18 protein-coding genes are annotated in these 15,587 nt (G+C 54.4%); all 18 read right to left on the reverse strand.

Features of this window, described 5'->3' with window-relative positions:
• Positions 1-112: 112 nt before the first annotated feature.
• Entirely contained in the window at positions 113-1,660 is a 1,548-nt protein-coding gene (gene tnpC / locus ACYQ3L_RS20990) for an IS66 family transposase (protein WP_459952459.1), read from the reverse strand.
• Positions 1,661-1,711: 51 nt separating this feature from the next.
• Positions 1,712-2,074: an IS66 family insertion sequence element accessory protein TnpB gene (gene tnpB / locus ACYQ3L_RS20995; RefSeq protein WP_459952231.1), complete on the reverse strand. Its 363-nt coding sequence runs from the start codon at positions 2,072-2,074 to the stop codon at positions 1,712-1,714.
• Entirely contained in the window at positions 2,074-2,439 is a 366-nt protein-coding gene (tnpA, locus tag ACYQ3L_RS21000) for an IS66 family insertion sequence element accessory protein TnpA (RefSeq protein WP_459952460.1), read from the reverse strand. The genes tnpB (ACYQ3L_RS20995) and tnpA (ACYQ3L_RS21000) overlap by 1 nt, the downstream gene beginning before the upstream one ends.
• 164 nt (positions 2,440-2,603) lie before the next feature.
• The gene (locus tag ACYQ3L_RS21005) at positions 2,604-2,726 is read right to left on the reverse strand and encodes a hypothetical protein (RefSeq protein WP_459952307.1); all 123 of its coding nucleotides are present in this window, start codon (positions 2,724-2,726) and stop codon (positions 2,604-2,606) included.
• A 241-nt stretch (positions 2,727-2,967) separates the two neighbouring features.
• On the reverse strand, positions 2,968-4,494 hold the full coding sequence (gene tnpC / locus ACYQ3L_RS21010) for an IS66 family transposase (protein WP_459952232.1): 1,527 nt from the start codon (positions 4,492-4,494) through the stop codon (positions 2,968-2,970).
• Between the two features lie 51 nt (positions 4,495-4,545).
• Complete coding sequence (gene tnpB / locus ACYQ3L_RS21015) at positions 4,546-4,908, reverse strand: IS66 family insertion sequence element accessory protein TnpB (protein ID WP_459952231.1); 363 nt, start codon at positions 4,906-4,908, stop codon at positions 4,546-4,548.
• Complete coding sequence (gene tnpA, locus ACYQ3L_RS21020; protein WP_459952230.1) at positions 4,908-5,273, reverse strand: IS66 family insertion sequence element accessory protein TnpA; 366 nt, start codon at positions 5,271-5,273, stop codon at positions 4,908-4,910. Before tnpA (ACYQ3L_RS21020) ends, tnpB (ACYQ3L_RS21015) begins: the two co-directional genes overlap by 1 nt.
• A 207-nt stretch (positions 5,274-5,480) precedes the next feature.
• Positions 5,481-5,909, reverse strand: coding sequence for a bactofilin family protein (locus ACYQ3L_RS21025; protein ID WP_459952343.1), 429 nt, complete (start codon positions 5,907-5,909; stop codon positions 5,481-5,483).
• A 109-nt stretch (positions 5,910-6,018) separates the two neighbouring features.
• Positions 6,019-6,498 (reverse strand): hypothetical protein, encoded by a 480-nt coding sequence (locus ACYQ3L_RS21030; protein ID WP_459952461.1) that lies wholly within the window; start codon positions 6,496-6,498, stop codon positions 6,019-6,021.
• Between the two features lie 2 nt (positions 6,499-6,500).
• Complete coding sequence (locus ACYQ3L_RS21035; RefSeq protein ID WP_459952342.1) at positions 6,501-6,929, reverse strand: hypothetical protein; 429 nt, start codon at positions 6,927-6,929, stop codon at positions 6,501-6,503.
• An 18-nt stretch (positions 6,930-6,947) separates the two neighbouring features.
• Positions 6,948-7,196, reverse strand: coding sequence for a hypothetical protein (locus tag ACYQ3L_RS21040; RefSeq protein ID WP_459952341.1), 249 nt, complete (start codon positions 7,194-7,196; stop codon positions 6,948-6,950).
• A gap of 33 nt (positions 7,197-7,229) precedes the next feature.
• Positions 7,230-7,847: a hypothetical protein gene (locus ACYQ3L_RS21045; RefSeq protein WP_459952340.1), complete on the reverse strand. Its 618-nt coding sequence runs from the start codon at positions 7,845-7,847 to the stop codon at positions 7,230-7,232.
• A 338-nt stretch (positions 7,848-8,185) separates the two neighbouring features.
• Positions 8,186-9,946 carry a hypothetical protein gene (locus ACYQ3L_RS21050; RefSeq protein ID WP_459952339.1) on the reverse strand — a complete coding sequence of 587 codons (1,761 nt, stop codon included), beginning with the start codon at positions 9,944-9,946 and terminating at the stop codon, positions 8,186-8,188.
• A complete protein-coding gene (locus ACYQ3L_RS21055) occupies positions 9,943-10,890 on the reverse strand; it encodes a FimB/Mfa2 family fimbrial subunit (protein WP_459952462.1) in 948 nt (315 codons plus the stop codon). Before ACYQ3L_RS21055 ends, ACYQ3L_RS21050 begins: the two co-directional genes overlap by 4 nt.
• Positions 10,891-10,913: 23 nt before the next feature.
• Positions 10,914-12,410: an Mfa1 family fimbria major subunit gene (locus ACYQ3L_RS21060; RefSeq protein WP_459952337.1), complete on the reverse strand. Its 1,497-nt coding sequence runs from the start codon at positions 12,408-12,410 to the stop codon at positions 10,914-10,916.
• 44 nt (positions 12,411-12,454) lie between these two features.
• Complete coding sequence (locus tag ACYQ3L_RS21065) at positions 12,455-13,732, reverse strand: DUF3575 domain-containing protein (protein ID WP_459952336.1); 1,278 nt, start codon at positions 13,730-13,732, stop codon at positions 12,455-12,457.
• 105 nt (positions 13,733-13,837) lie between these two features.
• On the reverse strand, positions 13,838-14,692 hold the full coding sequence (locus ACYQ3L_RS21070; RefSeq protein WP_459952335.1) for a bactofilin family protein: 855 nt from the start codon (positions 14,690-14,692) through the stop codon (positions 13,838-13,840).
• A gap of 57 nt (positions 14,693-14,749) precedes the next feature.
• Positions 14,750-15,587, reverse strand: an 838-nt coding sequence (locus ACYQ3L_RS21075) for a DUF5106 domain-containing protein (RefSeq protein ID WP_459952463.1), incomplete at its 5' end; no start/stop codon positions are given.

The following is a 15,587-nucleotide window of genomic DNA, read 5'->3' on the forward strand; positions in this document are numbered from 1 at the left end:
AGCCTCGGGCTTATCCATACAAAATAGACAGAGCCGTCCGGTCACATGACCGTCCGGCTCTACTTTATTCGTGTGGCAGACGGCGAACATCGCCGCCCTTGAGGGATTTATATTAATGTTGGCCCGTCGGCAGCCAGGCTCCGGGCAGCAACAGATGCAGGTCTTCCGTTTTGGTATCAGGTAACCGGTTCAGGACATCCGTAAGCCAGGCTTCGGGATTCACGCCATGCAGCCTGCATGTACCCAGCAGGGAGTAAATGATAGCGGCATGGTAAGCAGCCTGATGGCTGCCGCAGAACATATAGTTTTTCCTGCCTACGGCCAGGCCTCTAAGGCCATTCTCGGCACCGATATTGGATATCTGATATCTTCCGTCGATGACATAGCGCACCAGGCGGGGATAAATATTGTAGGTATAAGCGATTGCCTTTCCAATGAGGGACTGCGGCAATACCTTCGGATACTCATCCAGCAGCCAGCGCTCGAAAGCCTTGAGGATGGGATAGGCTTTGGCCTTACGCTCCACAGCAATTTGTCCGGGAACAAGACAGGTTTCCCTGAACTGCCTCTCCAGCCGGTAAAGCAGCTGTATTTGATCCATGGCAAAGGATGCACGCACAGGGTCATTCTTTAATGCCGACTCAAACCGTCTGCGGGCATGGTCCCAGCAGCCCAGCAACAAGACATCCTTCTTGTTCTCATATATCCCGTAGGCGGCGTATGCGTCGCTTTGGACGGCTCCCTTAAAATTTCTCAGCAGTTCTATCACCACTTTCTGCCCTCTCGAGCCGTGGTCGTAATGGAAGAAAAGCTTCCGCTCTTCCGGCGCCTTGACGATCCAGTGGTAGCCTTTACGGGTTGCACCGGGCTTGTCCCTGTCCACTACCGGTATGAAGGTTTCATCCATCTGGATGTAATCCGATGCCAGCACCTGTTTCCTGAGTTCGAGGTATAAGAGTTCCAGCAGGCAGGCTGAACCGGCATTCCAGCCGTTAACGGTAGAAGCGGCCAGTTTTATGCCTTGCCGGCTGAAGATGTCGATCTGACGGTAATAGGGAAGGTGATCCTGGTATTTGCTTACCTGCAGGTGTGCCAGCAGCGACGCTCCTGCGTTACTCTTTGGCAGCGGCAGGGACGGAAGTTCCGCTATAACCACGCCCTGATGGCCGGCCAAGGCATATTTCTTGCGGATAATCCTGCGCACATACAATGTTCCCGGTGTATATTCCAGTATCTCTGTCACTTCCTGACCGATGCAGGTACTTCCTGCGGGTATCGGATCGGGTTCTATGATTTCTTCTTTACGTTCCAATCCGGCTGGCAGTTCCTGGCGTACCGGTTTAGAGGAATTTTCCTTTCTGGCCTCACGTTCGTAAGTAATGGTTTGACGCAACTCTTCAACCAGCGCCTTTTCTTCTTCCGGCAGGCTGTCAACACCCTCGAAGGCCAGGCTCAGCTGGTTGGGATCTTCCTTTACATAGCGTTCAGACGAACGTCCGAACATGGCCCGGCGAAGATAAAGGAGTTCGTCGGTAAGTTTGCTTAGTTTGGACAGTAGATGTTCTCTTTCCATTTCCAACGCCCTCTGTTCTTCCATCAGCTGATGGTTGAGTTTCAGTACCTGACGTAATTGTTCTTCCAAATCTTCTTTTGATTCCATGTATGAAAGATACACATTTTTTACCGGATATACAAGCGTTAATCCTTTTATTTATAAGGTTTCGACGGGTTTTTCGTATCTTTTTTTGTACACTACTTTTTCCAGGCTGATGCCGTCGGTCATCATCACCAGTTCAACCCACTTTAAGCGGTAACAACCTGTCTTTTCATCATAATGAGGGCGGCTGAACTGTCCTTTCTCCAGCCTCTTGTGATAGATAACGTAACCCCCGCTTTCCCAATGTAGCAATTTCAGCGTTCGCCGGCTGCGACTAAGAAAGATAAAAACTTCGCCGCTGGCCGGGTCATGCCGCATAACAGAGGCGACGATTCCCGACAGCGTGTCAAAGCCTTTGCGCATGTCGCAGGCACTCGAATATAAGTAATACTTATCCGTTTCTCCCAGGCTGAACATCAGACTTTAAGTTTTAGCAGTTCGGCCAGCTGGCCTATTCCGATGCCCGGCTCAGCCGGAAGGGCCAGTACCACCCCGTTCGGGTAGCGAACCTCTATACCCCGGACAACTTCGCTGGAGGGCGTATCTACTATCCAGACAGGGACCAGGCGGCAGGGCTCCGGTTCTGCTGCCGGCTCCGACGGTGCTCCCTCTGCGTGAATGGCGTCGTAGCGGTGCTTCCACTTATAGAATGTGTGCTTGGACATGCCCAAGCCTCTATACCACGCTTCGGCTCCCCGTCTACTTGTATAAAAACTTTCTATCAAGGCAAAGCCTTCGGCTTCGCTCAACGCCACTCCTCGCACATAATCGTTCGTTTCCATAGGTTTTTTCCTCAAAGGTAAGAACTCGCGTACGGCTTTGCAAGACGCGGTTACCCGAACTATTACCATACAGGCGTTTATCCGTACCCCAGACCTTTTCTATTCGGCAGGTTTGTATATCGATTTCTGTCAGGTTATTCATCGGTTTGCTTTTCAGGTGACACTTACGGTTCTTCCATGTTCCTTACAGGCAGTACACCGGGCCGGATAGTACAACCGGACGTGACTGTTTTATTTACGTATTTCATCATTTTCAGTGCAGGCCGAAAGCCATGTTTTATTTTCATTCTGTTTCGATTGGTTATTGTTATAAAAAAGTGGGTTGTCCGGACTTCTCACAAGCGTGGACAACCCGTCATGAAGACAAATAATATGTAATAGTTCGGGGAATTGCGTCCATAGATCCAGGTGCCAGCAGCCTCGGGCTTATCCATACAAAATAGACAGAGCCGTCCGGTCACATGACCGTCCGGCTCTACTTTATTCGTGTGGCAGACGGCGAACATCGCCGCCCTTGAGGGATTTATATTAATGTTGGCCCGTCGGCAGCCAGGCTCCGGGCAGCAACAGATGCAGGTCTTCCGTTTTGGTATCAGGTAACCGGTTCAGGACATCCGTAAGCCAGGCTTCGGGATTCACGCCATGCAGCCTGCATGTACCCAGCAGGGAGTAAATGATAGCGGCATGGTAAGCAGCCTGATGGCTGCCGCAGAACATATAGTTTTTCCTGCCTACGGCCAGGCCTCTAAGGCCATTCTCGGCACCGATATTGGATATCTGATATCTTCCGTCGATGACATAGCGCACCAGGCGGGGATAAATATTGTAGGTATAAGCGATTGCCTTTCCAATGAGGGACTGCGGCAATACCTTCGGATACTCATCCAGCAGCCAGCGCTCGAAAGCCTTGAGGATGGGATAGGCTTTGGCCTTACGCTCCACAGCAATTTGATCGGGAACATGACAGGTTTCCCTGAACTGCCTCTCCAACCGGTAAAGCAACTGTATTTGATCCATGGCAAAGGATGACCGGGCGGGGTCATTTTTGAGGGCTTGCTCAAATCGTCTGCGGGCATGGTCCCAGCAGCCCAGCAACAAGACATCCTTCTTGTTCTCATATATCCCGTAGGCGGCGTATGCGTCGCTTTGGACGGCTCCCTTAAAGTTTTTCAGCAGTTCTATCACCACTTTCTGCCCTCTCGAGCCGTGGTCGTAATGGAAGAAAAGCTTCCGCTCTTCCGGCGCCTTGACGATCCAGTGGTAGCCTTTACGGGTTGCACCGGGCTTGTCCCTGTCCACTACCGGTATGAAGGTTTCATCCATCTGGATGTAATCCGATGCCAGCACCTGTTTCCTGAGTTCGAGGTATAAGAGTTCCAGCAGGCAGGCTGAACCGGCATTCCAGCCGTTAACGGTAGAAGCGGCCAGTTTTATGCCTTGCCGGCTGAAGATGTCGATCTGACGGTAATAGGGAAGGTGATCCTGGTATTTGCTTACCTGCAGGTGTGCCAGCAGCGACGCTCCTGCGTTACTCTTTGGCAGCGGCAGGGACGGAAGTTCCGCTATAACCACGCCCTGATGGCCGGCCAAGGCATATTTCTTGCGGATAATCCTGCGCACATACAATGTTCCCGGTGTATATTCCAGTATCTCTGTCACTTCCTGACCGATGCAGGTACTTCCTGCGGGTATCGGATCGGGTTCTATGATTTCTTCTTTACGTTCCAATCCGGCTGGCAGTTCCTGGCGTACCGGTTTAGAGGAATTTTCCTTTCTGGCCTCACGTTCGTAAGTAATGGTTTGACGCAACTCTTCAACCAGCGCCTTTTCTTCTTCCGGCAGGCTGTCAACACCCTCGAAGGCCAGGCTCAGCTGGTTGGGATCTTCCTTTACATAGCGTTCAGACGAACGTCCGAACATGGCCCGGCGAAGATAAAGGAGTTCGTCGGTAAGTTTGCTTAGTTTGGATTCCAGGGAAATGTTCCTCGACTCCAACTCCTGTATAACAAGCTTGGATTCGGCTAATAATTCTTCCAGTTCCCGTATCTTTTCCATGTATGAAAGATACACATTTTTTACCGGATATACAAGCGTTAATCCTTTTATTTATAAGGTTTCGACGGGTTTTTCGTATCTTTTTTTGTACACTACTTTTTCCAGGCTGATACCGTCGGTCATCATCACCAGTTCAACCCACTTTAAGCGGTAACAACCTGTCTTTTCATCATAATGAGGGCGGCTGAACTGTCCTTTCTCCAGCCTCTTGTGATAGATAACGTAACCCCCGCTTTCCCAATGTAGCAATTTCAGCGTTCGCCGGCTGCGACTAAGAAAGATAAAAACTTCGCCGCTGGCCGGGTCATGCCGCATAACAGAGGCGACGATTCCCGACAGCGTGTCAAAGCCTTTGCGCATGTCGCAGGCACTCGAATATAAGTAATACTTATCCGTTTCTCCCAGGCTGAACATCAGACTTTGAGTTTTAGCAGTTCGGCCAGCTGGCCCATTCCGATGCCCGGCTCAGCCGGAAGGGCCAGTACCACCCCGTTCGGGTAGCGCACCTCTATACCCCGGACAACTTCGCCGGAGGGCGTATCTACTATCCTGACAGGGACCAGGCGGCAGGGCTCCGGTTCTGCTGCCGGCTCCGACGGTGCTCCCTCTGCGTGAATGGCGTCGTAGCGGTGCTTCCACTTATAGAATGTGTGCTTGGACATGCCCAAGCCTCTATACCACGCTTCGGCTCCCCGTCTACTTGTATAAAAACTTTCTATCAAGGCAAAGCCTTCGGCTTCGCTCAACGCCACTCCTCGCACATAATCGTTCGTTTCCATAGGTTTTTTCCTCAAAGGTAAGAACTCGCGTACGGCTTTGCAAGACGCGGTTACCCGAACTATTACAATAATATATCCCTCCGGTTTTAAGGAGGGAAAGACAACTAATCGTATCGTTTCATTATTATGGATATCCTGCTTCTTGTTTTATCCGGTCTTCCGTTTTCCCTGCGCTATCTTTATCCTGTTGCCGGTACCGTAACGCGCTTATCCGCTACGGTAGGGCCATCCTTTTAACCGTCCGGCGCCACGCGGTCCTTTGCGGGTCATCACGCGCTGACCCTCAAAGCGTGCGCCGTCCTCGATCTCCAGTTCTGCGGTCTCCAGGTCGCCGAGCAAAATCCCGCCTTTGCGCAGGAAGGTATGCCCGGTGATACCGGCATTGCCGTCCAGTAAACCGTATATATCCAGGAAGGCAGCCGAGATATTCCCGCGTACCTCTCCGCCGGGGCCGATGACCACGGCCTTTGTGCTGCAGATATCCCCGAGGACGGCCCCGTCGATGCGCAGGTCTTCACTGAGTTTTACCTCACCGGTGAAAACAGTACCGTTAGCCACTATGCTCGGAGCCTGAGCCTGCGGCCCGGTCCTCACATTCCTTCCCCTGTTCTTTATCTTTTTCACAACTGTTCCCATCTTTTATTCCGTTTTTTAGTTTTTTTATTTAATCAATTACGGTTTACATGCCCGGGCCGCACAACAATTCATTTACTGTTCATGGTTTTGCCTTCCAGCCGCGTTTTACTTATTCGCGGGTGGATAAACCCACAGCAGGCGTATTCCGGTAATAATCAATATCATTTTTATCGCACCAGGCAGTAAATTTTCCAAATAGCTCCTCCAGTTCCTTCTTGCTAAGACGCATATGCCCGGCAGAACCCTGAACCGATATCCATATACTTTCCGTATGCCAGCTACGTTTTTCGACATAGACCGAGTCACTCAGGCGCAGGGTCATCGGCCTGTCTTCCTTTAACAGGACGAAATCCCGTAAAGCGGACAGGAGCCTGAACAGGCCGGGCGCGTCACTTTCAGCTATGGTCATATTACTTCCGGACGAACCGCTGTTTTTATTTTTACCGGAGGATAAAGTAAAGCGGCTGTCGGCATCGTCCCGGACTGCGGATAATACGATCCCACCCTTTTTATAGACCGTCTGAACAGGTACTTGCGCGCTTATCCCGGTCGTATAAATAAATAAGGCAGCCAGAAATATCTGTTTCATTATCATTTCTTCCTTGTCAGCGTTACCGGCATATCCTCTTCTCCAGCCATATGCAGGGTGCCTCTTAAGAGGTTTCCCTTGATATACATTCCGCCTATCTCAAGGATCAGCGGCGGACGGAGGTCGTAAATCAATGTCAGCGTCCCGTTTTTGATCGTCCACTGGAAAGTCAGGTTACAGGCGGGTTTAGCATTTGAAGCGGAACCGGCATAATATTGCTTGTCGGAGCCTGTACCGTTGTCTATGAAATACAGTTCGCTGGTCACGGGCCGGTCGTCGAAACTGAAGCCCAGATCTCCCACCCATTCACTGCCCATCAATTCGTCATAGATCTCTTCGTCTTTCTGACAGGAAGACAAACCAACGGTTAACACACACAATGCAACTAATTGCATAAAATGTTTCATCATTTTCATTTCACTATTTTTCATTTTACTATTTTTTAATAATCATATAAAGCTACCTTCTCCGCCAGCAAATCCCGGAAGGCTGACCGCTTCACGGTCAGGGGGCATGACCTCTATACTCCTCCAGCCCGGATACTGCGCTGCCGCCCGCCGCAAGGCAGCCATATAGCAGTCGTTAGGCGTGCTGCCTTCCACGGTTATATCCGCGGTACGGCCCTGCGGCAGGTGCAGCCGGAAGGATTTGCAGACGATGCTGTCTTTCGTTTTTTCTTTTTCCATCCCTTTTTCCATCTCCTTACATTTCACGTTCTTTTATGTCCTTATTTACCGTTCCGTCATCTTATATGTTAAGACACTCCGGCTTCCATCCGTACCCCGGGCACGTAATTCCAGTGTAGCCGGCAGCCCGGAGGGTAATACCCGGACCGATATGCCATAGAGGTATCCGCGTACCGGCAGCGGGAAATTCGGGCCTGCGACATATTCCCTGTCGGTTCCGTCTATCGAGGTCAGTATCCGCAGACGCGGGGGCTGTGCGGATTCATAGACATAGGTGATGCCCTGGTAGGTTCCTGCCGTCACAGGGTCCAAGGCTGCCTGCGGATAAGCGATCAGCTCCGGAGTACCGAATGTTAAAGGGTTGCCCGGTGCGTAGAGCGTACAGGGCGCGGTATTTTCCACAATAAAGGCATTGTCCGCGCCGGCTGCCGGATTCTCCAGGGTGATGCGCAGCTTGGCGCAGGCCCGTGTCAGGGTGATACCGGCCGGGCTGGCGGCGGATGTACCGCCCAGGTTGATATTTGCCGCCTGCCCGTACATGGGCAGCCCGGAGCTGAGCATCACAGCAGTGGTCAGCGGCCCCTGCGGGGTGGCCAGCGCCTTTATATCATTTACAGAAAGTATCGCGTTCAAAGAGGCTATATCATTGCAGTTGGCCACCACATAGATATCCCGGAACGCAACCGTAGCGGGATCCAGCGGCAGGCTGACCAGCGTGCAGTCAGCGCCGGAAGGCGTGAATCCCGTATGGATAAAGCGGTTTAACACGGTGTTACCCCCGGGGGCCGCCAGGAAGACGCTCAGGTCTTTTACCGCGTATTCCGCAGGCAGGTCGTCCGGGTCGGCCGCCGCCTTCAGGCCCGGCGCAGGCCTCAGTACAAGGGAGGCCTCCCGGGGAGTTTCCTGAAAGGGCTCCCCGTCGTTGTGGCAGGCGGTCAGCAGGAAAAGCGCCAGGGTGAATGCCATGTATATGTTACCGGTTTTCATTGTTCTTGGTTTTGTTATTCTACATTTCTGACACAGCGCGAGACGGTCGATGAGAAGCTATAGCGCTCGAAGCGCTGGTAGAGCACCTTATCATAATTGGCCGGATCGGCGTAATCCAGGTAACCGCTATACCAGTAGCCTTTGACCTGGTGTACCACTTCCATCGGGTACCAGTCTTCGATGCCCTGGAACGGCGGCGCCGGATAAGGCCATCCGCCCGGAAACTGCCGGCGTGTAACGACAATGTCGCCGGGGGTGAAAAAGTCATCGATGATCCCCAGCTTTTCGCTTCCGAAACTATCCCCTCCCTGCGTAGCGGTCAACACGTATTTGGACATATCCGTCCCGGTTAATTTTCCCAGCAGGTCCTGTGCCTGCCTGCGCAAAGGCACGGAATAAAAGGGCAGGCCGGAATTAATGCCGAGCCAGGTATTGGATTGCCATATCCTGTAAGTCTGGTCGAACAGCGCAAGGAACGACATCATCTCGCAGGAATTGATCAGCCGCCAGCCGGGGCCGTATTTTTTCTCACAGTAATACGCAGGCTGCCCCCTGATGATATTCGGGCCCTGTACATTGGGGTCCCACCAGTTGACCTGGTCGCCGTAAGCGCCCATTAATCCCTGTTGCAGGAATTCATTGGCCGAGCGTATCTCTATCTTCCCGCAGGAGGTAGGCACGATCACACTCGAATCGGTCGGTATCACCGGCGGGATGGCGATGCCCTGCCCGTCCTGGAAGATATACACGTAATCGTCTTTCTTCCACGGCTCCACACAGGTCTTTAAGGTGATGCTTCCCCCGGGGCTGATATAGGCGTTTATCCGGTAGTGGTAATTGCGTATGACACAGCTGTCCGACAGGGAAGGCACGGTACGCCGCTGGGCGGCCAGCCCGGCCCTGGCCTTGTCCGTGAGGATGGGAAAGGCCCGGTTGTTGATATGCAGCCCGGTGAAGCCGGCATTCCCGCTTTTGTTCAGCAGCTCGGGGATATAGAAAGGCCCCACAGCCCCGATCGAGTCCCCGGTATAATCCAGGCCTGCCAGGTCCCCGGCAGGGGAAGTCCCCGCCTGCCCGCTGTAATACGTGTCTGCCGCGGGAACCGAAAAAGCCAGCGCCACGTTTTGCAATTGTACCGAGGAGATCCTGCTGGCAGCCGGCAGGTCGCTGCCCGGCTCTTTCTTATAGAATACGACCTCCACTTTGGCTAAAGACCGTACCAGCTCTACTTCAGGTGTCGGTAAGGCCAGGGGTTCGGGGGAAGCTTCGCTACCGCCCTGCAATACGCTGACCGCTTTGTAATATGCCGACATCAGGAAGCGTCCCGGGGCGGAAGAATTGTCCGGCTTAAAACCCGGATCATAGGTCAACCGGCTGAAACGCGGATCACGCTGCAACTGCGACACACTGGTCACCGAGGCCAGCGCCTGGCTGAAGCCTGCATAGGCCGATTCGTTGGCAAAGAAATAAAAATCGTAGGTTCCCGGCCTGAACTTTATCCCGCGGCTCCGGCTTGCGAAACCGGCGGGAAAATCCGGCAGGCCATTGTAAACGGTATTGCCGCCTGCATCGAAAACCATCATCCGTACTTCGCTCACCCGGTCTTCCCCGCCCGCGTCTTCATTGATGCTCCCCGAAGAGGCTTTTACCGACAGGTAGATATAAGACTGGCCCGCATCGGGGTTCTGCGGGTCTTCTTCACGGCAGCCCGTTAGCAGCAGTAGCCATACGCAAAGCCGGATATATAGGAGCGTCCTGGATTCCATCGTTTTCATAAGTCGGTCGTATAGCTGTGTACCAGCCAGTTATTCACCCAAATTTCCGTAATCATATAGGTCCCGCACCGGCACTGGTCTTTGGCCGTGAAACGGATCGTGAAATCATGGTCGCAGGCCAGGTTCACTTCCGGGTTTTTCAGCAGCAGCGTTCCCAGCAGGTCGCCGCGGTACAGTTCGCTGTTATCCGCCCTGTTGCGTATGACCAGCGAAGTGTTGCAGCCTGTGGCCAGTTTCAGTATGGTCAGCCGTGCTTCCAGCAGGCTGCCGGTAAAGGCCGCCTGTGAACCGTAGGTTATCAGGTCATCGGGGGCTATGCTGCCGTCGGTATGCATCGCCCCGTTGGCCGATTCTATAAATACTTCATAATCGCCGGTAGGAGGAAGGCCTTCGGCCTGTACGGTCAGCCGGTTGGTGATTTCCTGCATATTGATTGCTACGGATTCAAAGACAGACCCGTATTCAGCCGGGTCGGGCAGGAAGACCACGGGGCTTTCCCCGTAATAGATGCGTTTGCCCTCCAGGCTGGCGGCCAGCCCGCCGGAACGCTTGAGGCGGAACAGCAGGCCGCTTTTTTCATCCGCCGGGCTGCGTTCGAATGCATCCGCGTCGAGCCCGGCCCAGGCCGTCACGCTGTACAGCCCGTTTTCCGCCTCCAGCCTGACGGTATAGTCTGCCGTCAGGACGCTATCGCCCCTCTGGCGGTCTGATACCGGCTTGCCCTGGCGGTCGAAGACGCGTAATTCCAGAGAGGATAAGCGCGGATATACCGTATCGGTATGGCACGGGGTTTTGCTGTACAGCCGCACATCGATCCCCTGCGGGCAGTCGTCCGTCTGCTCATAAACACAACCGCTGATACCGGACAGTATAAAGGCGCCCAGCAGGAGGTATCTTCGTTTCCTCCTGCCTGCCGACCCTTGCTTTGCCATCGTTTTGCGCATGCCTTTGCTGTTTGTATGGTTAATTACAGGTCTACGTCATAGGTATGTATCGTCCACATCAGCACCCTGATATCGACGGACATATAGGTGTCGGTCGAACTGAGCGGCTCGGTCGGGTCGACCGGGTTTTCCGGTTCCGGGCCGGTCGGTTTCGGATCCGGGTTATACGGGACATCCGGTCCGGACGGGATCAGCGGGTTCCAGTTCACACCGATGCGTTTGAACGAATTGATATTGACATGGTAGATATTATTCCTTATCACAGGCGAGTTGACCGGACGGGTGATGTTATCCGGGTTCAGCCAGATGTAATACAGCACTTTTCCGCCCGTATAGGTGGAAACAGGCTGGTTCTGTATGCCGGTCGTGTAATCCTGCGCTTTTTGGATGCTGGAATAAATCCGTCCGTCGGAGCCGCCAACATAGAAGGTGCCGCCTGTCAGTGCGCCTCCATCCCTGATCTGGGACGGGTCGGGCGTAAAGGTAGCCCGCACCAGTATATAGGCCGTATTGCCTTTCCGGTACTGGCTGCTCGATTCGTCGGTGCCGCGCTGATGGGTATTCTCCAGCAGGAACTTGCCCGGGAAGGTGATATGGCTACCGTCCGCCGGCTTTACAGGTACGATATCCGTCAGGTTCTGCAGGTCGGTGTAATCGTAGTAATTGGCCGCGGTGGACGTATAATCGACTCCCACCCCGGGCATATAATCAGATCCCCATGTCCTGGTGCTGCCGTCGGCATTGGCCTGCGGGAACAGGTAGACCGCTTTGGCCCCCTGGGCAACCGAATAGGTGATATTGGATACCGTACCGAGTTTGATCCCGTCCGTATTTATGACATCCGCTGACGCCGATGTGGTAATAATCGCACGCGATGGGATGCGGGTAACGTCCAGGGCGATCATATTTTTGCCGCTGGCGGTAACCTCCTCCGCGCTGATGCCGTCCTGTATGGTAAAGGTATTACTTTTTCCGCTCAGGGTCAGCAGGTCGGCATAGATGGTCAGCCCTTCGGGGGTGGTCACACTGGTACTCCGGTCTATCCGCGCCAGGGAAGACAGCGGCAGGCCGGATGACAGTGTATAGAGGTAATCGTCACCGGGGATTGCCGTCAGCAGGGGCCCGGGACTGTTCAGGATAACAACCAGACGCTTATCGCCGGGAATCGTCTTAAAAGGTGTGGTAAGCTTTATCGCGTCACTCCCGTCGGCATTGCCTCCGAACAGGAAGTCACTTTGCCCGAAACGCCGCGCATCCAGCAGCGTGGCCCCGTCGGAAGAGATCAGGTACAGGTCCAGCGTGGCGAGCTCCGTTACTCCGGAATACTGCCCTACGGCATTGTAGTCCGGGTCATCGGCCGCCTTGGTCGACCGGCTCTGCGGCAGCGACAACGACAGACCCATATAGGTCGTACCGCGGGGGACGGTTTCTTCTTTTGTGCTTTCTTCATCCGAACTGCAGGCCGTGAATCCTGTCAGCAGGAACAGCGCTGTTAAAAAACTCCATAGCTTCCGTTTCATAATTTTAAGGGTTAATTGTTCGTATATATATTATTTATCTCTGCTTATCTCTTTGCTTTATCCCCTGCCACCGCAGGCACCGTATAGCTGATCCGGTACGCACACACGCGCAGGGACGGGTAAACCTCCCGCAGCAGGTAAGCGTAGGGCTTGCCACCGTTATAGGCTTTCAGCCGGGCTTTACGGGCGGATATGTCCGTAAGGTCGAGTATCTGCAGGACACCGGCTTTCTCTTCTTCGCCCAGGGCGTCGCTGTCTGTTACCGCGGCGCGCAGCCCTTCCCAGTTCTCTCCTTTCGAGCGCACGCTGAAGCAGCCGGCATCGAAGCCATAGGCCGCAACCATATAGTCACGCAGGGCTGCCGCGCGTTGTTCGGACAAGCTTATGTTATGGTTTAACGCTCCCTCGGGGGAGGCATAGGCCTCCAGGGTGATGCTTTCTATCCTGGAGCCCGGTATGTCCAGGACGGTCCCGACCGAACGCGCTATTTTGGCCAGCTCCTGCCGGTTATCCCCGTATTCCGGATAGACCACATAGCGGTCGAGGGGAAACAGGATGCAGGCGCTGCCGATTTCATGCCGGTACTCGATTTCGGGGCATGGAACGGTTACGGTATCGTACTGTATGACAGGAGGGTTTATTATTGGGGGTACAGCCGGAACAGGGTATGTCTCAGGCGTACCGTGCCGCCTGGTTGTACTGCCCAGGGTGTAGGAAACCGACAGGCCGGCCCTGGTCGGGCCCCGGTAATGCTTCTGACCGGATTCCAGTTTCTGTCCGCAGGTGCGGCAACCCTCCGGGCCTGTTCCACCGGCGGTGTATTTTGTATAGTCCACATACGCGTATCCGGCGCCGAGGGTAGCCTCCAGCGCCCAACGCCGGGAGAGGTTCCAACGGTACCCGACAGAGAGGCCTGCTCCGGTAAGCCAGCCCTGGTAACGGTAATCGTCGATGATCCCGGCGGTATTGAACTGGGCGCCATGAACGTGCAGGCCGGCAAAGAAGCCCCGGAACGACTCTTTCGTCCAGTAGCGTAATTCAGGCTGGAAGAGCAGCAGCTTCAACTTTTTACCGCCTGTAAAAGTCCAGGGATTGTAGGTCAGGGGAAGATCCAGGGTTAGTTTCCTGTCCAGGCGGAACTCGCCGGCGAGGTTCAGGCTGCCGGTAGCGTCGTACAGCAGGTTCGTCTTAAGGACAGCCGACGGTACACGGACGGTATCCGGTATGTCCTGGGCCTGTACGGTACCTGTGGCCGGGATGCAAAGCAGGATAGGCAGCACCGCCGCAAATATTTTGTCCTTATAATTTCTTTTGTTCTGCATATATCCGTTATTTGTTTACCAGTGCATTTTCTTTTTCTTTACGCGGGCAGTCCGGCAGTGAAACGGGAGGGTGACGCATACTCAATTTACAGGCGGACTCGCCGTTCAGGTCAATAAATTTTGATCCCTGTAAACCACCGGGCTGCATTCCAGCCCGCTGCCCATCCGGCACTGGCCCTCGAAGCGGGCGCCGGGTTCGATCTCCACAGATCCCGCTATCAGGTCGCCCTTCAGCATACAGCCTTTGCGCAGGCAGGCGCTCCCGCCGGCCGTGACAGTACCCAGCACGCAGCCATGGATATCCACTGTCGCGGCGATGATATTGCCGTCTACATTCCCCCCGGGGCCCACCGTAACAGCCTTCTCACTGTAAATGCTGCCTTCCACACGCCCGTCGATGTGCAGGTCTTCACTCAGGTGCAGGTCGCCGCTGAGAACAGCCCCCGACGACAGCAGGCTCGGGTCGCCGGCTACCGGCTGCTCCCGTTTTTTTTTCTTTCCGTACAGTTCCATCGCTTTATTCCATTTTTGTGTTTCTTCATCCTGGCCGGGTGAACCGCTACGCAGGCCGCGCAACAGCTCCAGATAACGGCTGTCCTTATCCAGGGGGTTCAGGCTGCGCAGCAGCAGGTCATATCCCCCGCACACGATACCCGTCTCCAGCGATATCTCATTCGCGCCGACACCGGACAGCTTCAGACCCGCTTTACGCAGGCCCTCCACATCGCTCACTACGCAGGCAAGGTAATCGGCATAGCCCTCCTCGCTGACGCGGAAAGCCGTCTCCATATTACACAGGCTCAGCACGATGCAGGCCGAGCGCTCAAAGCACATCAACGTACCGCCCAGGCGGTACAGGTAAACCATGCCTGTGTTTCCGGCTTCACGGGCAAGTATCGCTTCCAGGCCGGGTACGGACGATTCGTCCGCCATATCCTTTTTTAATCGTAGTGCATACATCGTTGTCCTTCTTTTAGTGTGTGTAATGAACCGGAGGCCGGAGCCTGAACCCGGCTGTTACCGGCTCCGGGGCGGCAACTGCGGCGCCAGGTACTGCTCGACGGCCTGCGCCGAGGCATCCTTGAGCAGTACATGCTTAAAGGCATCCAGCAGGTAGAGGGCCGGCAGGGCTTTCAGGTCGTATAGCTTCTTGCCGAACAGGGCCTGCCCCTTGTCATAGCTAATAATCCACGAGGGAGGCATCTCCCCGGCGTGCTTCTTCCATAAGTCCAGGTCGGAATCGGGATAGACGGCCAGTATGTCCAGCCGCCCGGATAGCAGCAGGCTGTTGATGACCTCCGACGAGGCCAGCGAAGCGGTCGTCTCCTTACAGGCGGGGCAATCCGGGTTGTAGAAAAACAGGAGCGTGTACTCTTTAGGCAGGCTGTACAGCCTGCCCGTTTGCCCACCCGCAAGGGTATAGGTGATATCCGTTGCCTTGTCGCCGACACGGTTCTTGAGCAGCATCTCCAGCTCGAAGGCCGCCCGCTGCCTGTCCGCTTCCGTGCTAAGGCTGTCGGCCAGGATATAACGGATAACCGGTATATAGGAGTCCTCATTGCGCACCGGGGAATTCGGGTCATACAGGTAATTTTTGTACAGTTTCAGGAAATGGCGGTACACCGTGCCGGTAGTATCCTCTTTGACCGTCCTGTCCAGCATGGCCGGGACCGATGCCTCCACCGCCGCCCGGTCCGCATGGGAAAAGACGTCCAGGTAATCGGCAAAGGCCTGTTCGGTGATCGCCGGCAAATGCACATACGCCGTATCGCTGAAATCAAAGTTATCCCAGTAATGGGCAATGAGGTAGCCGGCACGCTCCGCAGGACGGCTAAGCTCCACGGGTATAACAGGC

This window comes from Dysgonomonas termitidis, assembly GCF_054657735.1.